Here is an 18,477-nt window from a genome sequence, read left to right as displayed (position 1 = left end):
CGGATGAGTGCACCACTGAATAAAGACGCCGCGCTGCGCCTCATCCGCCTCGGCCTCGAGGAAGATTTCACGCACGGCCCCGACGCCACGACCGAGGCGACTGTCGACGCCGACGCCCACCTCACCGCCATCGTCGTCCCACGCACACCCGGCGTGGTCGCGGGCCTGGACACCGTCGCGTGGACCATGCACGAAGTCAGCCCAGACATCGACGTGGCGGTCCACGCGGCCGACGGCGACCTAGTCGCGCCAGGCGACCGTCTCGCGACAGTCTCCGGCCCCGCGCGGTCGATCCTCTCTGCTGAACGCACGGCACTGAATCTGCTCACCTACGCCAGCGGCATCGCTACCCGCACGCACGAGTGGACCCGACAGCTCGCAGGAACCGGCACCAGAGTCCGCGATTCCCGCAAGACCTTGCCCGGATACCGCGACCTAGCTAAATACGCGGTGCGGTGCGGCGGCGGAGTCAACCACCGAATGAGCCTGGGCGACGCCGTTCTCATCAAGGACAATCACGTTGCCAGCGTCGGAACCGTGGCAGAAGCGTACCGGCGCACCACCGCCGCCTTCCCGGACCTGCCCCGCGAAGTTGAAGTCGACGACCTCGGCCAGCTTGAAGCAGTCCTGGCATTCACACCAGATCTGGTCATGCTGGATAATTTCGGCGTGGAGGCGACACGGGAAGCCGTCGATAAGCGCGATGCCCTGTCCCCCGGGACGAAGCTGGAATCCTCGGGCGGATTGACGCTCGACCGAGCCCGCGCCTACGCGGAGACCGGCGTGGATTTTCTCGCGGTCGGCGCGCTCACGCACTCGGTTGCCATCCTCGACATCGGACTGGACGCCGTATAGCAGTGATAGCCGCCGTTATGTATCATGATCGGCGTTATGAATGATTTGAAATCCTCCCGGGCACCGATCGTGCTCGGGCTTATTCTTTTATTCCTCGTCGCCGCCGCGCTGGCCTTTCCGCGCGTTGTCGACGCCACCACGACACCCGAAGAGTCCCAGGTGCCCGACAACCCTGTGGAGTTGGGCAGCATTGGCGTGCCCGACGAGAACGGCGGGCAGCTTGTGTGCAGCAACCCGGCGGGCTTCGCGGAAAGCACGAAGGCGTGGGATTGCGATTCGACGCGCATTCTTGGCCGCTCCGAACCGGCACCCAACAACGCAGAGAAAGCCCTCGCCCGCTTCTACCGCAGAGTGACACTCGACCGGAACGTGGAAACCGGCAACGTCGGGTCCCCGCGTGAAGGCGTGCATGTGAAGCGCACCGAGGCAGACGCCGAACGCCATCTCGTGGCCGTCTCCATTGCCGACGGGCAGACCACCCGCTACTTCTCTTTCGGCGGGGACGACGCAGAAGAGCTCGCCCAACGTTTGATCGACTCCGCTGACGTGAACACTGATAGTTCCGCTGACGATTCCGAGGAAACGGAGGGCGACTAGTGACCGACAAAATGAACCTCATCCTCCGCATCGCAGGAATCCTGATCCTCCTCGCCTCCGCTGTCTGGTCGGTTATCTACTTCAGCCAGCTCCCCTTCAACGCAACGATCGCGGCAATGAGCGCATTGCTCGCGGCGCTGTGGTTACTGCTGGCGTGGCTTCTGCTGCGCAACCACCCGGGTCGCCCTGTTCATTCCTCTCCCGCCTTCATCTTCGCGGGGTTCGTCTCAGGTATGGCTCTGTGCGCCCCTTCAGTGACCACGAATGAATCCATCATCGCCTTCAAGGATTGGCTGGGCTTGGGCAGTTTGGGATTCGCTCTGCTGAGCCCCACAGCCGAGGAGTTATTCAAATTCGCCACGGTGTTCATCCTGAGCACCATGATCTTCCGCATCCGCCGCCCCATTGAGGCCGTGACCATCGCGATTGCCGTCGGTTTCGGCTTCGCGGCGCTGGAGAACGCCACCTACATCTTGAAAGCGGCGCTCGACAACCTCAACTCCGATGTCGAGGGCTCGCTCATGGGGTATGCCGCCCGGACCGTCCCTGGACCATGGGGCCACTCGCTCTACCTCGGTCTCTCGGCATGGGGCCTCGGCGTCTTCTTGTGCCGCACGGACAAATCTCTCGGCTGGCGCATCGGCCAACTGGTCATCTGGTACTTCCTCGGATTCGCCATTCACTCGATCTTCAACGCCTCAACCGAGCTACCCGGCGAGATCGTCCCGCTGGTGGCGTTGATCGCGGTCATTGCGTTCACCTGGATCGGCGGAATCTGGCTCTACCTACACACCCGCAAGATCGGCCGCCGAGACATCGCGGAGACGACTGAGGGGACTGAATCCGCCTCGCATGGAGCTTCCGCAGCGACTGTTGAGGAAGTTTCAGCCCGAGAAGCCAGGCAGCGGTCTTAAGCGCGCAGCCGCGCCTGAAGCGCGGTCTTAACCTCGGGCCACTCGGTGTCCAAGATGGAGTAGACGCACGTGTCGCGCACGAGGCCGCTTTTGAGGATCTTGTGGCGACGTAGTACCCCGTCGAGCTTGGCACCGAGGCTCTCGATCGCGGCGCGCGACTGCCGGTTCATGAAGTGCGTGCGGATCTCCACGCGCAGGCACCCCAGGTCCTCGAACGCGCGCTGCAGCATGAGGAGCTTCGCCGCTTTATTGAACGGCGCACCCTGAGCGTCTTTAGTGATCCACGTCGACCCGATCTCGATGCTTCGGTTCTCGGGATCCGGGTGCAGGAACGTGGTCACGCCGATGGCGTTGCCGGCCGGGTCGACGATCGCCCACGGGGCGCGCTCGCCGCGCTCCTGATCGGCGAGGTTCTTCTCGATGTATTCCGGCACGCCGCCAGGCGTGGGAATGTGGTCCTGGTACCACAGGTCACACAAGTCCCCGACGGCTAACGCCAGAGCCGCCGCATGATCGAGGCTCAACGGTTCGAGAGTGACCCACTGGTTGCTCAGGGTGGGGTTGTCGCAAAAATTCACTGCGTCCTCCGGAAATAGTCGACGGTCCGTGCCACGCCTTCGTCGAGGCTGACGGTGGGCTCCCACCCGAGTATCTCCTTCGCGCGGGCGGCGGAGAGGGCGGAGCGGGGGACGTCGCCAAGCCGCGGCGGGAAATTCTGGGGCGCATCGGGCGCGCCCGCATGTTTGGCTACCAACGTGTGCAATTCGCGGTCAGTCGTCTCCACAGAGGTGCCGATATTGAAGCGCACCCCGTCGCCGCGCTCACCCGCCGCGAGGACGAATGCGCGCGCGACATCGCCCACGTAAACATAGTCGCGCGTGTTCGTGCCGCCGCCGAAAATCTTCGTCGGACGGCCATGCAAGAGGTTCTCCGAGAAAATCGCCACGACCCCGGCTTCGCCGTGCGGGTTCTGCCGCGGGCCGTACACATTCGCCGGCGCGATGAAACTCGCTTGCATTCCGTACAGATGGCGATAAATGCCCAGGTATTGCTCACCAGCGAGCTTCGACGCGGCATACGGCGAGTGCGGGTCGACCGGGAAGGACTCGTCGACGGGAAACTCGCTGGGTGTGCCGTAAATCGAGCCGCCCGACGAGGTGTGCACGATCTTGCGCACGCCAGCCTTCCGCGCGGCTTCCGCGACATTGATCGTGCCCAGAATATTCGCCTGCGCATCGAGGATCGGGTCTTCGACGGATTTGCGCACGTCGATCTGCGCGGCGAGGTGGAAGATCACTTCAGGAGCAAGCTTATCGACGACATCTGCTAGCCCCTTATCCCCCACGTCCCCCTCGACGAGCTCGACTGCAGTCTGGTGGCTGATGTTTTCGAGCCGACCGCTGCTCAAATTGTCCAGCACGGCGACCTCGTGGCCTGCCATGACGAGCTGATCGACGAGATGAGATCCAATGAAGCCGGCACCGCCGGTGACGAGAGTTCGCACGCGGTGATTCTAACTGACGGCTATCCGAACATGGACCGCGCCGTGCGGATACGGCGCTCCGGCACGCGCTTGAGGTTCTCCACCGCATCGCCGAGCGGGACGAGCGTGATGTCCTCGCCGCGCAGCGCGACCGTCGTGCCGAAATTGCCCTCGTGCGCCGCGCGCGCGGCGTGCACGCCGTAACGTGTCGCCAGCACCCGGTCGTAGGCCGTCGGCGTGCCGCCGCGCTGCGTGTGGCCGAGCACCGTCGTGCGCACGTCGTAGCCCAGGCGGCGGTGGATCTCGTCGCCGATGATCTGGCCCATGCCAGTGAATGTCTTGTGGCCGAATTCGTCTTCTTCGCCAAGTCCCGCGTCCATCGTGCCTTCCTTCGGCACGGCGCCCTCGGCGACGACGATGATGCCGTATTTCTCCCCCATCTGGAAGCGGCGCTCCATCGCCTTGCAGATGTCCTCGATATCGAAGGGGTCCTCAGGAATCACCGTGTAGTGCGCGCCGCCGGCCATACCCGCGTGCAGGGCGATCCAGCCGACGTGGCGGCCCATCACCTCGACGATGAGGATGCGGTTGTGCGATTCCGCCGTGGTGTGCAGACGGTCGATCGCGTCCGTGGCCACCGACACCGCGGTGTCGAAGCCGAAGGTGTAGTCGGTGGCGTTGACGTCGTTATCGATCGTCTTCGGCACGCCCACCACCGGAATGCCGTTGTCGGAGAGCCACTTGGCACCCTTGAGCGTGCCTTCGCCGCCGATCGGGATCAGCGCGTCGATGCCCGCGTCGTCGAGGTTCGCCTTGATCTGGTCGATGCCCGCCTTGAATTTATCCGGGTGGAGGCGGCCGGTGCCCAGGATCGTGCCGCCGCGCAGCAGGATAGAGTCGATGAACGCGTCGTCGTACAAGTCCGTGCGCAGGTCGTCCATGAGACCCACCCAGCCGTCCTGGTAACCGACGACCGTGGACCCGAATTCTGAGCTGGCGGTACGGACGATGGCACGGATGACAGCATTGAGGCCGGGGCAGTCGCCGCCGGAGGTGAGAGTGGCTAGGCGCATGCGCTCCACACTAGCGCGATTGCGCGGGGATGTCCGTACGAAGAAAGACCGACGCGGCCGCCCCGATGGCCAGCACGATCGCCGACAGCAAGATCGCAGGTCCAGCGGTAGAAGCGACCTGGCCGGAGGCAAGGACTGCGCCGGTCAACGCCACGCCGACGACGCTGCCGATCTGGCGCAGCGTGTTGTACACCCCGCTGGCCGCCCCGGCGGCGTAATCCGGCACATTGCGCATCGTCGTGGTGGCATTGGGCGCCCAGACGAAGGCGCTGCCAAGTCCCAACAGCGCGGTCACAAGCGCGAACCAACGGTAGTCGGCAGCAGAAACTGTGATGGACCAGGCGATGATGAGAGCGGCCACCATCGTCGCAAAGCCCGCAGTGCACAAAAGTCTGGCGCTGATTTTGTCTGACAGCGCTCCGGCCCACGGGGTGAGCAGCATGGCCACCACCGACATCGGGGCCGTGAGTAGGCCGGCGGTCTGTGCGCTGACACCTGCGACGGTTTGCAGCCAGTACATGACCGGGATGAACATCGCCGCGACCGCGAAACCCATGGCGACAATGGCAGAGGTGCCCAGGACGAAGTTGCGGTCACGGTAGAGCTCACGGGGAACAAATGAAGACGATCGCGCCAGGAAAAGCACCACGATCGCGCCCCCGACCAGCGGGATCCACGAGCCGAAGTGGATGCCGTACACCAACGCGCCAAGGCCGACGAAAGACATCGCCGCAGCGCCGACAGGGATGAGTGCGGAAGTTGGAGCGAGACGCGGAAGCCAGAAGGCGGCCAGGACGAGGCCGACCCCGGCAATGCCGGCCTGCAGGATGAAGGTTGAGCGCCAACCGAAACTGCCCACGAAAACTCCGCCAACAATAGGGCCGAGCAGCGATCCGACCGAGCCGACAACGCCCCAGAATCCGAATGCCTTACCCCTGCCGTCGGAAGGGAAAATGCGATTGATCAAGCCGAATGCCTGCGGCAGGAAAATCGCGGAACCAAGGCCTTGCAGCGCACGGGCTATCACAATGACCGGCCACGACCATGACACCGCCGCGAGCACCAGGCTGGCTGCGTACGTGCCCAACCCAGCGAGGTAGACAGTGCGCTGACCGTACTTGTCCCCCAGCCTGCCGGTCACCGGCATCGGCACGACCGTGCACAACAGGTAGATGCTGGTGAGCCACACCGCGCCGGACACTTCAGCCGGAAGGTGCGGTGTGATCACCGGCATGAGGCCCTGATCGAACATGATCAGGAAGTACCCGATCGTCAGCGCCGACAGCGCGAACCAGGGCCGCGAACCGTGCAAGAAACCTACGCCCTGCCGGCCTCAAAAGCGGCGCCGACGCGGTAGAGGCGCTCATCGGCGAAGGCCGGCGCAATGAGCTGGAGGCCCACCGGCAGGCCGCTGTCGGAGGCGGTGCCGGCAGGCACGCTCATGCCGGGCAGGCCCGCGAGGTTGAGCGGCAGCGTGAACAGGTCGAAGTTGTACATCGCCAGCGGGTCATCCACTTTGTCACCGAGCTTGAAAGCTGTCGTCGGGGTGGCCGGGCCGGCAATCACGTCGACCTGTTCGAAGGCCTTCTGGAAATCCTGCGCAACAAGCGTGCGAATGCGCTGGGCCTGCAGGTAGTAGGCATCGTAGTAGCCGACAGAAAGTGCGTAGGTGCCCAGGATGACGCGGCGTTTGACCTCGTCACCGAAGCCCTCGCCGCGGGTGCGCGCCATGACTTCCTCTGCAGAGCCTTCTCCCCTGCGCTGGCCGTACCGCATGCCGTCGAAACGGGCCAGGTTCGACGAAACTTCGGAGGTCTGGATGATGTAGTACGCGCCCATGACGTGCTCGAAATTCGGGCAGTCTACTTCGACAATCTCCGCGCCCTGCTTCTCCAGTTGAGCGAATGCTGCGTCGATAGCCTCGACGACGCCAGATTGAGTGCCCTCACCGCCGAACTGCTTCACGCGGCCCACCTTGACGCCAGACAGGTCGCCGGACGCACCCTGTTTCGCAGCTTCGACCACAGAGCTGACGGGGCGGTCCACGCTGGTCGCGTCGTACTCGTCGTGGCCGGCAATGACCTCGTGCAGCAGCGCCGCGTCGAGAACAGAGTTGGCGCATGGGCCGCACTGGTCCAGGGAGGAGGCATTGGCGATCATGCCGTACCGGGATACAGCACCGTAGGTCGGCTTCACACCGACAGTGCCGGTGAGCGACGCCGGCTGGCGGATCGAGCCGCCGGTGTCGGTGCCGATGCCCAGCGGAGCCTGGTTGGAAGCCAGCGCTGCAGCTGTGCCGCCGCCGGAACCGCCTGGAGTGCGCTCCAGGTCGTGCGGGTTGCGGGTGATCTTGTACGCGGAGTTCTCGGTCGAGGAGCCCATGGCGAACTCGTCGAGGTTCGTCTTGCCCAGGATCGGGATCTTTGCCTCGCGGATCTTGGTCACGATCGTGGCGTCGTACGGGCTCATGTAGCCCTCGAGCATCTTCGAGGCCGCAGTTGTGGGAGCGTCGGTGGTGACAAACAGGTCTTTCAGCGCCAGCGGCACGCCAGCCAGCGGGGAGGCTGGTTTCTCGCCGGCGGCGACCTGCGCGTCGACCTCATCAGCGACCTGCAACGCTTCATCTGCACCGACGTGCAAGAAGGCGCCGATGTCACCGTCAGTTTCGGCGATCTTGTCCAGGAACGCTTGCGTGATCTCGTGGGAGGTCACCTCACCAGCTTGGATCTTTTCTGCCAGTTCGTGTGCGGACAGTTCGGTCCAGTTCGCCATTGTTTACTCCTCCCCCAGAATCTGCGGAACCATGAAGCGGTCTTCTTCGACCTCTGGCGCCTGGTCGAGTGCCTGCTCTTGAGTCAGGGTGGGGCGCACAATGTCGGGGCGCATGCCCGCGTCGATGGAGTGCGGGTGGCTCATCGGCTCCACGCCCTCAGTGTCCACGGCCTGCACTGCTGACACGGCTTCCACAATGGTGTCCAGCTGGCCTGCTAGCTGATCCAGTTCTTCCTCGCTCACGGCGATGCGTGCCAGACGCGCGATGCCTGCGACCTCGTCGCGGGAAATTCCTGAGGCTTCAGCCACGTTGTCCCACCTTCTTCAATCTTCGGGTTGTGGTTAACGCGCCTCATCTTACGTCAAGCTGGGTTCATCATCCGCGAGCGGTAAGCCGCACCTGAAGCGATGCCCATCCGCCCACCGGGTGAACCTCCCGCTCCCCCTCGCCTGCTGGCGAAAGCTCCGCCGTGGCGCACAGCTCCTCAATCAACGCCTGTAGCTCCACCACCGAAAGCTCCTTGCCGGGGCAGGCGTGCGGTCCAGCACCCCACACCAGATTCTCCCCCGCGTTCGCCTCGGGGTCGAAGCCGTCAACGTCAGAGAAAGTCTCGGGGTCGCGGTTCGCGGCAGTCCAGTGAATGCGCACGCGCTGCCCCTCAGGAAGATCGACCCCGCCAAGGGAGACCGGGCACGTGGTGACGCGGCGGTTGCTCACAAACGGGGAGTCTGCGCGAAGCATCTCATCGACCATCGCGGTGAACTCGACGCGAGAAACACCCTGACGCAGACGCTCCTGCAACTTTGGGCGGGCGAGGAGGGCCTCCACGATAACCCCTATGCAGTAGGCCATAGAGCTCAGATCGCCAGCCGTCCAGTTGCGGAGCACGGAGACGACCTCCTCGAACTCCAGCGGGCGCCCCAAACTCTCGTCGTGAACAAGGCGTGAGGTCACAGAATCATCGGGATTCTCTCGCAACGGTTCGACGACGGAACGAATAATGTCATCGAAACGCCGTGCGACTTCGGCCGTGCGCTCGAGTTGCCCGGAGCGGGTGGCAGCGTTGTTATCTGCCACCCATACGACGAGCTCGTCGTTGACTGCAGAAGGCCATCCAAGCCAGGCCGTCATCGCGCGCACTGCGTACTGCGTGCCCAGGTCTCCTACCGCATCTGCAGTGCCGTGCGCGAGCGCATCATTGATGATCTCGCGTGCGATCTCCCGCAGAACGGGTTCGAGCCCTTCGACTGCAGGGGCATCCAGGTAGCGCTCGATCATTGCGCGGACTTTAGCGTGCTGCTCGCCGTCGAGCCCGTTGGGCAGCTGCATGAAGCGCGACACTGCGGATGAGTAATGTTCGGGATTCTCAGCGACTTCGCGGGCGAGGTCGTGGCCGGCGACAACGACCTCATCGCCGTCCTTCGCCAATTTGTTCCCAGCACTGTGGAGGGCGTCTGCATATTGTCGGGGTTCGGTTCCTGCAAGCGTCGATTCGTGCAGTTCGTGGGGCTGCATCTTGTACCTCTCATGCGGTTGAGTGTGTCTCAATCTCGATCGTACGCCCGCCCACGATTTTGCGAGTTGATATAAATGAGGCCATGTCCTACCTAATCCGCGTCGTCCTCCCCGATACCCCTGGCAGCCTTGGTGAGCTGGCGGAGGCTTTCGGCATGGCCGATGCGAACATCAAATCCGTGGATATCGTGGAATCCACCTACGTGGACGGCCAGCCGGTGGTCACCGACGATATCGTCGTAGATCTTCCCACCGGCGGCATGGTCGACTCGATCATCACTGCCGCAGCTGCTCTCGACGGCGTTGAGGTCGATTCCATTCGTCCGTTCACGGGACGCGTCGATCGCCGCGGTCAGGTTGAAATGCTCGCGCGCGTCGCAGGACAAGTCCACAACCTCCCGCAGGCCATGGAGGAACTCGTGTCCGTCATGCCGCAGGCGTTGACGTCTTCGTGGGCCGTCGTGCTGCGCGAGACCGAGGACGGGATTGAGCGCGTTGCGGGCTCGCAGGCGGCTCCCGCGGACGACGGCTCTGTGCCGGCGCTTATCGACGCACCCGAGGCCCGCATCCTCCGCGACGACATTGACACGTGGGTGCCCGAATCCTGGTGGCTGCTGGACTCCACCTTGGCGATCACACCGCTGGCATCGTCGGGCCTTTTCCTTGTCATCGGCCGCACTGGCGGGCCGGACTTCCTCGCCTCCGAGGTGACACACATTGGGGACCTGGGGGCGATTGTGGGCGCGCTCGTCCGCTAGCGCGAGCTACGTCTACTTAAGGCAGACGCCCGCCTTACCCCATCGCGAAGCTTGTATGCCGACGAGTACAGCGGACCACGCAGCCAGCAACCACCAAATGAACACTGGGACATCGCCATTCCAGCTCGCTCTTCGCGCCAAAAGACAGACGACGAGAATGACGCTGCTCATGGTCAGCAGGGAGATAACGCGGGAGCGGCGGACTTCGTAGCGACCGTCAAGCTTTGCGATCCAGCCAGTGTCATGAAGCGAGCCGACGTGGTGGTAGCCGGCACCGGCGGAACTAACGACGCAGGATCGCACCACGGACGGGATGCGTAATGGCGGCGATGCGTTCGACAGATTCGTCCCAACCGTGACCGATGAGTGAGTCAGCGCCGCGCTCCCACTGGTAGGAGCACTCGCGGCCCAAGACATACAGAACCCCCAAAGACGACGGAACCGAGGCTCGTTTCATTTGGCGCGTTGGACCGGTTCAAGGACTCGATGCCGTCCACGCCCCAGAAGTCTCCGGAGGACGTGTGACGGGGCGCAACTGATTCGAACGCGGCGACGCGTGTTTCGACTGCCTCTAAACGATCCCTCGGTTCTCGGCGTTCCACGCCAATAGAATCCGTTTCCGATCTGTCAGAATTTTGATGTTCCACACTCGACAAGTAAGGAATCGTCGCGTAACAATCAGCAAATAAACAAAAAGCGCGCCGAAGCGCGCTTGGAACTGCGGCGGACAGAAAACCAGCGGGGCGAACGAGCACGTCCGCCCCGATCCCCCTTTGGGTAATGCCTTAGATGAAGCGGGCGATACCCTGCGCAAGTTCCGTCGCACCGGACTTCACGGATGCGATTTCCTGCCGGGGTGCCTCCGCCTGTGCCGGAGCCGGCGCTTCTGCGGGATGCTGTACAGGCTGTGCCGGCTGAAGCGCATCCGCAGGCGCGGGCGCTGGGGCATCTTCCGGAGCAGGCGCCGGGGCCTGCTCCGGAGCGGGTGCGGGCACCTCCTCGGGCGCAGGGGCCGGTGCTGGCTGCGGCAGCTGAGGCGGTTGCGGCAGCTGAGGCGGCTGCGGCGGCTCGAAGCCACCTTCAGAGCTCAAAGCGGCACCCGCGGCGAAGCTGGATCCAGCGAGAGCCAGGGCGCCGGCGGTGATACCAATGATTACACCAATGCGGCGAGAGTCGGCGTGACTCTCTGGAGCAGCAGCGACGTTTGCGACGCTACCCAGACACAAAGTGCAAGCGACGGTGGCGGCAACGAGTTTATTTCTCATCTCATTCCTTAATCCCTTAATCGGGCGTGCGTGATGTGGAAGGTTTCCTTTTAAACGATCCAGAATCTATCAGACGGTCAACAGCTCATCAACATTTACTCAGCGATTTGCAAGATTTCGCCAGCGTGCGTCGAGTGCGCCAGAAGGGCCAGGTACGGATAGTCCGGAGCCGGGCCCTTTAACTAACCTCGATACGGTTTAGATGTAGGCGGGAACCAAGGGGGTCTTCTCGGTCGCGCCAGATTGAACAGACTGCACGGGCTGACGCGGAGTTTCAATTGGCGCCGCAGGCTGAGCGGGGGCGACAGGCTGCTCGACAACGGGCTGCCCGACAGCGGGTTGCTCAACGGCAGGCTGTTCCTCGACCGGTTCCTCCGGCACCGGAGGCTGCTCGGGCTCTGGCTGCGGCGGCACCGCAGTGTTATCCATGGCGGACGAGGCAGCGACTCCCAATCCGACGACTGCGGCAGTTCCGGCAATGACAGCGAGGGCGATACCGAGGCTACTTTGAGCTTGGGCATCGGCTTCCGGAACCGAGACCGCTGCTCCAGTCGCGAGAGATCCAGCAATGACAAGGGAAAGCAACTTCTTCTTCATGCCCATGAAATTACCAGACACTTGTCACTTCAACAACAGAAACACTCATTCGCCACAATTATTTACTCCTTGCTATTCTGCATCACCGGTCTCAAGGAGTGTCCGGAACTGATCTTCGTCGAGGATTGTGATGCCAAGGTCCCGCGCCTTTGTCTCCTTGGACCCCGCGTTCTCCCCGACCACTACGTAGTCAGTCTTCTTCGACACGGAGCCAGCCGCCTTGCCGCCGCGCGAGAGGATCGCTTCTTTCGCACCGTCGCGACTGAAGTTCTCCAGCGATCCGGTCACCACAACCGTCAACCCCTCGAGGGTCTGCTCGAGATCGGAGGCCTCGTCCTCCATGTTCACACCGGCGGCCCCCCACTTGCGCACGATGTCGCGGTGCCACTCGACCTCGAACCACTCCTTGAACGACTCGGCGATGATTCCGCCCACGCCGTCGGTGTCGGCGAGGTCGTCGACGGAAGCGTCGAGAAGCTTTCCCATGCTTCCGTAGCGCGATGCGAGCGCCCGGGCAGCTGTCGGACCGACGTGGCGGATCGACAACGCGACGAGGACACGCCACAGCTCTTTTTCCTTGGCCTGCTCGAGATTGGCCAACAGCTTCTTGCCGGAAGCGTTCACTGTGCCGGCCTTGGTGGTGTACACCGAGGACTTCTCAAGGTCGGATTCGGTGAGGGTGAAAAGGTCGCCTTCGTCGATAAGCACGCCCGAAGCGATGAGGTCTTGCGCACCCTTCTCACCGAGCGCTTCGATGTCGAACGCGCCGCGGGATGCGAGGTACTCCAAGCGTTGGCCGAGCTGAGCGGGACACGAGCGGGTGTTCGGGCAGCGCCAGTCAGCATCGCCTTCCTTGGCGGGAGCGAGCTTCGTGCCACACACCGGGCAATTCTCCGGGAAGACGAACTCCTTCTCAGTGCCGTCACGCAGGTCGGCGACAGGGCCAAGGACCTCCGGGATGATCTCCCCTGCCTTGCGGACGACGACGGTGTCGCCGATCAGCACGCCCTTGCGCTTGACCTCGTGCTGGTTGTGCAGCGTGGCCATGGATACCGTCGATCCGGACACAAACACCGGCTCGAGCACCGCGAACGGCGTAGCGCGGCCGGTGCGGCCAACGGACACGGCGATGTCCTTGAGTTTTGTGGTCACCTCTTCCGGCGGGTACTTGTAGGCGATCGCCCAGCGCGGGGCGCGGGAAGTAAAGCCGAGCTGGCGCTGGGCAGCTAGATCGTCGACCTTGATCACCAAGCCGTCCATCTCGTGGATCGCGTCGTGGCGGTGATCGGCCCAGTACTCGACGGTTTTCTGCACTTCCTCGGCAGTCTCCGCTCGCTTGGTGTATTCACTGACGGGCAGACCCCACGCCGCGAGCTTCTCGTAGGCATCATGCTGCGAGGAGAACTCAACCCCCTCGCGGGCGCCGATGCCGTGGCAGATCATGCGCAGCTTACGGTTGCGGACCTTCTCCGGATCCTTCTGACGCAGGCCGCCGGCTGCCGTGTTGCGGGGGTTAGCAAAAGGCTTGCCGCCCTCTTTCTGGCGCAGCTCGTTGAGCTCCGGGAAGTCCTCCGGGCGGATGAACACCTCACCGCGGACCTCCAACAATGCCGGGAAGTCACCGGTGAGCTCGTGCGGAATGTCGTCGATGACGCGGGCGTTAGCGGTGATGTTTTCCCCCACCCTGCCATCGCCGCGAGTGGCAGCGCGGGTAAGTTGGCCGTTTTCGTAAACCAAGTCAATGGACACACCGTCGATTTTCAGCTCGGTGAGATACGGGCCTGGAGTCTTGGTCAACCAGTCGGACAACTCCTCGGCGGAAAACACATTGTCCAAGCTCATCATCGGCTCAAGGTGCTCGACATCCTCGAATGCCGTGCTCGTGGGTGCCGCGCCGACTTCCTTTGTCGGCGAGTCAGGCACAGCGAGCTCCGGGTGATCCTCCTCCAGCTGCTGCAGCCGGCGGAACATCTCGTCGAACTCCGCGTCCGTGATCACGGGGTCGCCGTTGTAGTAGAGATCGCGGTGGTGGCGGACCTCCTTCGCCAGCTCGGTCCACTGGCGCAACAGATCTTCACTAACTTGAGCTTCAGTCACGGAATTCAAGTGTAGAGATGACTCACCACTGAGGGTCGTTAACGTCAACGCCTTCCGCAGCAGCCTGCGCCTCGACCAGCTCGAGAAGAAAGTCCTGCGCGCCTGCGTAGGCATCGTGGAAGCGTGCATCGGCCACGTACATCCGCGCGAGGATGAGTTGGCGCGACGGTGTCGCCTCGTACCACTGGCCGATCATCGCCCGGTGTCGGTCGACGATCTGCCGCGCTTGCGCGGATCCCGGCGCGACCCCGCCATCGCGGGCGGCGACAAGATCAGCTGCGAACTCTTCCTGTTCATGCTGCAGACGGGCAAAGTCCTCCTCCCCCATGCCGGCCAACACCTCCTGGGACTGAGCCCACTCGGCCGTGTCACCCCAGCGCTGCTCTGCCTCCTCCTGGTACTCCGGCATCTTCTTCCCGAGGTACGCCGTCATGGCGTCCATGTCGACGGTCCCGTTCTCAGATTGCGCAATCAACTTGTCCACTGCAGCGATCTGCTCACGCATGGCGCTGAGCTGCCCACCCAGCACGTCACGATGTTTCAGGAGCGCAGTGTGAAGGGTGTGGGCGGGGGCGTCGATAAGCATTGCGATGCTCTCGAGCGCGATGCCGACACCGCGGTAGAGCGCGATTGCGGCCGCGCGTTCGATGTCCGCGTCGCAGTACTCGCGGTAGCCGGCACTCGTGCGTTCTGGTGCCAGTAGGCCAAGGCTCTCCCAGTGGCGCAAGGCCTTGGCGCTCACGCCCACAATGTCTGCGACTTCGCTGATGGAGTAGCTCATACGACAAGTGTGAACCTTGACCTTGGGGCAAGGTCAATGGGGTTGTCCATATGCTCATTAGAATGATGGGCATGGCTGCCACCTTCAACGCCTCGCGCATGCTCTCCTTTGATTTGGAGACCACGTCCGCGAACCCGCGCGAAGCGAGAATTGTCACCTCAGCGCTGGTGCGTATCGACGGCTCTTCCATGACCGCCAACGAAACCCTCGCCGACCCAGGTGTAGACATCCCGGAACAGGCGGCGCGCATCCACGGCATCACCACGGAAAAAGCACGCGCTGAGGGGCGGCCCCATGACGACGTGCTCCAGGAGACGGTAGCCGCGATCAAGCAAGCGTGGGATGAAGGCTTGACCTTGGTCGTCTTCAATGCGCCCTATGACCTGTCCGTGCTGCGCGCACTCACCGGCGACTTCACGGTGACGGGGCCGGTGTTCGACCCACTGCTCATTGACCGCGCGATGGACCGGTACCGCAAGGGCGGTAAGCGAAACTTGGGTGCGTTGTCGGAGTTCTACGGGGTGCGCTTAGACAACGCGCACGAGGCGACATCGGATGCCACCGCCGCCGCGCGCATCGCGTGGAAACAGGTGAACAAGGTCTGGCCGCAGCTGTCCCAGATGGAACTCGACGAACTCATGGAGTTCCAGGCCGTGCAGCACTTCGAAATTCAAACGGAGTTCCGTAAATTCTGCGAATCACGCGGGCGGGACACCAAGGGCATCACCACAGCGTGGCCGATGCTCAGCTAGGTGCCTAGGTACTGCTGCGCCTTACCGACGAACTCACTGACGCCCTGTTCGTCACCGCCGTTTTCGACGTAGTCGCTCGTGCCGTCAGTGAACTCGAAAATCAACGACCCAGACATCGGTTCCTGGGTGATCCGGGCGATGTCCTCCACCGGACGGGTCTTCTCCTCGCTACCGTTGCTGTAGCTCAAGGTTGTGGCATCGAGGCGCGCATAACGGGTAGAACCCAAGAAGAAGAACGGCAACGCAAAGCCCATTGCGATGGGAAAAGCAATGATGTAGCTATCAAGCAACTCCCCTAAGACGAGAAATAGCGGCACCGCCATAAGCGCGAGCACCCACATGTGATTCTGGCTCTTTTCCCACGAGAGCTTTGCGTCGCTCATGGAAGACAGACTACCGGTCAACGACGGAACCTGCCCGAGATCTCGATTGCATCATTGCCACGTCATGCAACTATGACCTGGTCTTTTACGACGTTTCCGCGGCACCTATGTCAACTAGATCTTGGGGCCAGAGCCTCCACCATCTCCACCGCAGCGCGATAGTTGTGGGCAGTTGAGAGCAAGGTCGGGGCAGGATCGGCGTACACGTCGAACCCGTGCTGCGCCGGGTCGAGCTGCATCCGGTCGAAGAGCGCGAAGACGTCGTTCGGTTCCATCACCGGGAACACAGTCCGGGCGCCGCGGTCGAGCGCTTCGCCCAGCCCGTCGGTATCCACCGCACGCCCAACGGTGAACCAATCCGCACCATACATCGGCCGCGACGCGTTGAGCAGGTGCGGACCGAACACCCCCAAGCGTTCGAGGACGTCGTCTTCACTCACCGGCGGGATGTCCTCATAGTCCGTCGTTCCCTGCAACGCACCGCGCACCACCGCGTCGAGCTTCGGCTCATCGAGCTGCAATACAGTCGTTGCACCCATGCGCTTTTCGACGTCCCGTCTGTGCTCCCCCACAGCCTCCACCAGCGCGTCAGTGATGTCGCGGAGAGCCCCGTGATCCGTGATCATGCGATGCCCGTTCGGCATCTCAATCTCAGCGGCAAGCGTCCATGGGCCAACCAGCTGGATTTTGAGCTCCGGCACTTTGCCCGCCCACAGTTCCTCAAGGAGGTCGAGATCGCGCATCCACTGGTCGCGGGCGCGCATGGTCGCAATCTGCGGGCGGGCGTGAATCTGCCAACTGCGCGGACCAATGTCGACGTTGAGGGGAAGCAACGCGGCAGTACGGCCGATGACATCAGATCCGGCTCCGCGCTCCGGGAGGTGGGGAATGTGCGGCAGCGGGCTTTCGGACAGCACCACGTCCGCCGCTGCGACGAGGTCGGTGCCGGGGACAGGGCCCAGTCCGAAGGCTGTGGGAGTGGCACCGGCAGGATCAGCCATGGATGCTCCTGTTCTGCTCCCGCAAGCCAGCTACGAAATCTTCGGCGCTGGGGCTGTGGCTGCCGACACCGATCTTGACGGTGCGCCCATCACGAAGGGAAAGCACGACGGCGCGGGTGGAGCGGTTGACGTCGACAAGCGTCGTCGACGCGTCGGGCGCGAGCGTCCCCCACGGCTTTGTCACGCGCTCGTCTGCGGAGAGGTCTTCCACGCGCGCTCCCTTGATGCGGGTGAGCGGAATCTCGTCTTGGGGGCGCGGGTAGCGGCCGAACCGGAGCACGCCCCCGTCAACGTGGAGGAAGGTGCCGATGCGATGGACCACCGTGGTCACCACGGCGACGAGAAGCAGAAGGAGGATGCCGATGACCGTTGGTAACCCCTGCGTGGCCATGAGTGCGATGACCCCGCCCGCGATGAGCACGAGTGCCCCCAGCAGACCCAGGCGCCACGGAAGCGACAGGGGGTTGATCCAGATGAGATGCTTGTCCACGTTAGTGAGGATAGCGGAGCTGGGTCAGCCCCCTATTCCGTGCCGCAGATCGTACCGGACCCGAGCACGACATCGCCCTGACCGTCAGGATCCGGGAGATAGAGCACGGCGGCCTGGCCGCGTGCCACGCCAGAGAGCGGCTCGGCCAGCTCGAGGGTCATCGTGTCAGCGTCCAGGTCAACATGGGCGGTGCAGGACACAACTCCCCCATGCGCGCGGATCTGCACGTGTGCAGCGATGGGATCGCTGCACTGGGAAGCTGCGGACATGGCCTCGTGCAGGATTTTCAGTCGGTCGGCGTGAATCGTGCGCACGTCGAGTGCGGCGCGCGGGCCGACAGTGACTGTGCCGGTCGCGGCGTCGATATCAGTGACGTAGCGCGGCTTGCCGTCAGCGGCGGGAACGCGGATGTTCAGGCCCTTGCGCTGGCCAATCGTGTACTGGAAAGCGCCGTCGTGCTCCTTGAGTTCCGCACCCGACTCGTCGACGATCATGCCGGGGCGCATGCCAATGGATCGGCCGAGGAAGGCCTGGGTGTTCCCGTCCGGAATAAAGCAAATGTCGTAGGAGTCCGGCTTCGAAGCGGTGGAGAAGCCGTAGGCGGCAGCTTCCTCGCGGATCTGGGGCTTCTCGGTGTCCCCGACCGGGAAGATGCAGCGGTCGAGCTCGTCGCGGGTCATCACGCCCAGGACGTAAGACTGGTCCTTCTGCGGGTCTATGGACCGACGCAGGTTCCCAGCATCGTCAATGAGTGCGTAGTGCCCTGTCGCGATCGCGTCGAAGCCGAGCTGCACAGCGCGCTCAAGCAGGGCCGCGAACTTGATCTTCTCATTGCAGCGCAGGCACGGGTTCGGTGTCTCGCCGCGGGCGTAGCTGTCGACGAAGTCGTCGATGACGTCTTCCTTGAAGCGGTCGGAGAAATCCCACACGTAGAACGGGATGCCCAGCTTGTCGCACACGCGGCGCGCATCGGCAGAGTCCTCCAGCGAGCAGCAGCCGCGGGCGGACTCACGGGTCTGCTGCGCGTCCTTCGATAGGGCGAGGTGGACACCGACGACATCGTGTCCGGCGTCGACAAGCCGCGCCGCCGCCACAGAGGAATCGACGCCGCCGCTCATTGCTGCCAAAACTCGCACGGTGCGA

At 63.3% G+C, this 18,477-nt stretch carries 21 protein-coding genes; 5 read left to right on the top strand and 16 right to left on the bottom strand.

The window, feature by feature from the left end:
• The first annotated feature begins 3 nt into the window (after positions 1 to 3).
• Genes nadC through KBX19_RS03110 form a run of 3 tightly spaced genes read left to right on the top strand, consistent with a single transcriptional unit; the run spans position 4 to position 2,366 of the window.
• Positions 4 to 855 (top strand): carboxylating nicotinate-nucleotide diphosphorylase, encoded by an 852-nt coding sequence (gene nadC / locus KBX19_RS03120; protein WP_005290458.1) that lies wholly within the window; start codon positions 4 to 6, stop codon positions 853 to 855.
• A 36-nt stretch (positions 856 to 891) separates the two neighbouring features.
• Positions 892 to 1,452 (top strand): hypothetical protein, encoded by a 561-nt coding sequence (locus KBX19_RS03115; protein ID WP_156774835.1) that lies wholly within the window; start codon positions 892 to 894, stop codon positions 1,450 to 1,452.
• Entirely contained in the window at positions 1,452 to 2,366 is a 915-nt protein-coding gene (locus KBX19_RS03110; protein WP_005290463.1) for a PrsW family glutamic-type intramembrane protease, read from the top strand. Before KBX19_RS03115 ends, KBX19_RS03110 begins: the two co-directional genes overlap by 1 nt.
• On the opposite strand, the gene KBX19_RS03105 is transcribed toward KBX19_RS03110, so the two are convergent.
• The 7 genes from KBX19_RS03105 to KBX19_RS03075 form a co-directional block, all read right to left on the bottom strand.
• Positions 2,363 to 2,944 carry a GNAT family N-acetyltransferase gene (locus KBX19_RS03105; protein WP_255997354.1) on the bottom strand — a complete coding sequence of 194 codons (582 nt, stop codon included), beginning with the start codon at positions 2,942 to 2,944 and terminating at the stop codon, positions 2,363 to 2,365. The two genes, KBX19_RS03110 and KBX19_RS03105, sit on opposite strands and share 4 nt — an antisense overlap.
• Positions 2,941 to 3,870: an NAD-dependent epimerase/dehydratase family protein gene (locus KBX19_RS03100; protein ID WP_255995167.1), complete on the bottom strand. Its 930-nt coding sequence runs from the start codon at positions 3,868 to 3,870 to the stop codon at positions 2,941 to 2,943. The genes KBX19_RS03105 and KBX19_RS03100 overlap by 4 nt, the downstream gene beginning before the upstream one ends.
• A 20-nt stretch (positions 3,871 to 3,890) precedes the next feature.
• A complete protein-coding gene (locus KBX19_RS03095; protein ID WP_255995166.1) occupies positions 3,891 to 4,922 on the bottom strand; it encodes a 6-phosphofructokinase in 1,032 nt (343 codons plus the stop codon).
• A gap of 10 nt (positions 4,923 to 4,932) precedes the next feature.
• Positions 4,933 to 6,234 carry an MFS transporter gene (locus KBX19_RS03090; RefSeq protein ID WP_255997352.1) on the bottom strand — a complete coding sequence of 434 codons (1,302 nt, stop codon included), beginning with the start codon at positions 6,232 to 6,234 and terminating at the stop codon, positions 4,933 to 4,935.
• Positions 6,235 to 6,239: 5 nt separating this feature from the next.
• Positions 6,240 to 7,694, bottom strand: a complete 1,455-nt coding sequence (gatA, locus tag KBX19_RS03085) for an Asp-tRNA(Asn)/Glu-tRNA(Gln) amidotransferase subunit GatA (protein WP_255997350.1) — start codon at positions 7,692 to 7,694, stop codon at positions 6,240 to 6,242.
• Positions 7,695 to 7,697: 3 nt separating this feature from the next.
• Complete coding sequence (gene gatC / locus KBX19_RS03080) at positions 7,698 to 8,003, bottom strand: Asp-tRNA(Asn)/Glu-tRNA(Gln) amidotransferase subunit GatC (RefSeq protein ID WP_255995163.1); 306 nt, start codon at positions 8,001 to 8,003, stop codon at positions 7,698 to 7,700.
• Positions 8,004 to 8,070: 67 nt separating this feature from the next.
• On the bottom strand, positions 8,071 to 9,210 hold the full coding sequence (locus KBX19_RS03075) for a cytochrome P450 (protein WP_255995161.1): 1,140 nt from the start codon (positions 9,208 to 9,210) through the stop codon (positions 8,071 to 8,073).
• A gap of 83 nt (positions 9,211 to 9,293) precedes the next feature.
• Between KBX19_RS03075 and KBX19_RS03070 the strand changes: the two genes are divergently transcribed.
• Positions 9,294 to 9,968, top strand: coding sequence for an amino acid-binding ACT domain protein (locus KBX19_RS03070; protein ID WP_255997348.1), 675 nt, complete (start codon positions 9,294 to 9,296; stop codon positions 9,966 to 9,968).
• Between the two features lie 283 nt (positions 9,969 to 10,251).
• Here KBX19_RS03070 and KBX19_RS03065 read toward each other — a convergent pair whose 3' ends face one another.
• The 5 genes from KBX19_RS03065 to KBX19_RS03045 all read right to left on the bottom strand — a co-directional run bounded on the left by KBX19_RS03065 (position 10,252) and on the right by KBX19_RS03045 (position 14,708).
• Positions 10,252 to 10,425, bottom strand: coding sequence for a hypothetical protein (locus tag KBX19_RS03065; protein WP_156774837.1), 174 nt, complete (start codon positions 10,423 to 10,425; stop codon positions 10,252 to 10,254).
• A 328-nt stretch (positions 10,426 to 10,753) separates the two neighbouring features.
• Positions 10,754 to 11,233: a hypothetical protein gene (locus tag KBX19_RS03060; protein ID WP_255997346.1), complete on the bottom strand. Its 480-nt coding sequence runs from the start codon at positions 11,231 to 11,233 to the stop codon at positions 10,754 to 10,756.
• Between the two features lie 198 nt (positions 11,234 to 11,431).
• Complete coding sequence (locus tag KBX19_RS03055) at positions 11,432 to 11,830, bottom strand: hypothetical protein (protein ID WP_156774838.1); 399 nt, start codon at positions 11,828 to 11,830, stop codon at positions 11,432 to 11,434.
• A gap of 72 nt (positions 11,831 to 11,902) precedes the next feature.
• Positions 11,903 to 13,927: an NAD-dependent DNA ligase LigA gene (gene ligA, locus KBX19_RS03050; RefSeq protein ID WP_255997345.1), complete on the bottom strand. Its 2,025-nt coding sequence runs from the start codon at positions 13,925 to 13,927 to the stop codon at positions 11,903 to 11,905.
• Between the two features lie 22 nt (positions 13,928 to 13,949).
• Positions 13,950 to 14,708: a MerR family transcriptional regulator gene (locus KBX19_RS03045; protein ID WP_255997344.1), complete on the bottom strand. Its 759-nt coding sequence runs from the start codon at positions 14,706 to 14,708 to the stop codon at positions 13,950 to 13,952.
• 71 nt (positions 14,709 to 14,779) lie between these two features.
• Between KBX19_RS03045 and KBX19_RS03040 the strand changes: the two genes are divergently transcribed.
• Positions 14,780 to 15,460: a 3'-5' exonuclease gene (locus KBX19_RS03040; protein ID WP_255997343.1), complete on the top strand. Its 681-nt coding sequence runs from the start codon at positions 14,780 to 14,782 to the stop codon at positions 15,458 to 15,460.
• On the opposite strand, the gene KBX19_RS03035 is transcribed toward KBX19_RS03040, so the two are convergent.
• The 4 genes from KBX19_RS03035 to mnmA all read right to left on the bottom strand — a co-directional run bounded on the left by KBX19_RS03035 (position 15,457) and on the right by mnmA (position 18,470).
• The gene (locus KBX19_RS03035) at positions 15,457 to 15,843 is read right to left on the bottom strand and encodes a hypothetical protein (RefSeq protein ID WP_005290495.1); all 387 of its coding nucleotides are present in this window, start codon (positions 15,841 to 15,843) and stop codon (positions 15,457 to 15,459) included. The two genes, KBX19_RS03040 and KBX19_RS03035, sit on opposite strands and share 4 nt — an antisense overlap.
• 110 nt (positions 15,844 to 15,953) lie before the next feature.
• Complete coding sequence (locus KBX19_RS03030) at positions 15,954 to 16,844, bottom strand: hypothetical protein (RefSeq protein ID WP_005290497.1); 891 nt, start codon at positions 16,842 to 16,844, stop codon at positions 15,954 to 15,956.
• Complete coding sequence (locus tag KBX19_RS03025) at positions 16,837 to 17,334, bottom strand: hypothetical protein (RefSeq protein WP_005290498.1); 498 nt, start codon at positions 17,332 to 17,334, stop codon at positions 16,837 to 16,839. The genes KBX19_RS03030 and KBX19_RS03025 overlap by 8 nt, the downstream gene beginning before the upstream one ends.
• Before the next feature lie 32 nt (positions 17,335 to 17,366).
• Positions 17,367 to 18,470, bottom strand: coding sequence for a tRNA 2-thiouridine(34) synthase MnmA (gene mnmA, locus KBX19_RS03020; protein WP_255997342.1), 1,104 nt, complete (start codon positions 18,468 to 18,470; stop codon positions 17,367 to 17,369).
• Positions 18,471 to 18,477: the final 7 nt, after the last annotated feature.

This window comes from Corynebacterium sp. CCUG 71335 (assembly GCF_024454075.1).
Classification (GTDB): Bacteria; Actinomycetota; Actinomycetes; order Mycobacteriales; family Mycobacteriaceae; genus Corynebacterium; species Corynebacterium genitalium.
Note: the sequence above shows the minus strand (reverse complement) of the source record. Positions and strands in the feature narration are given on the sequence as shown.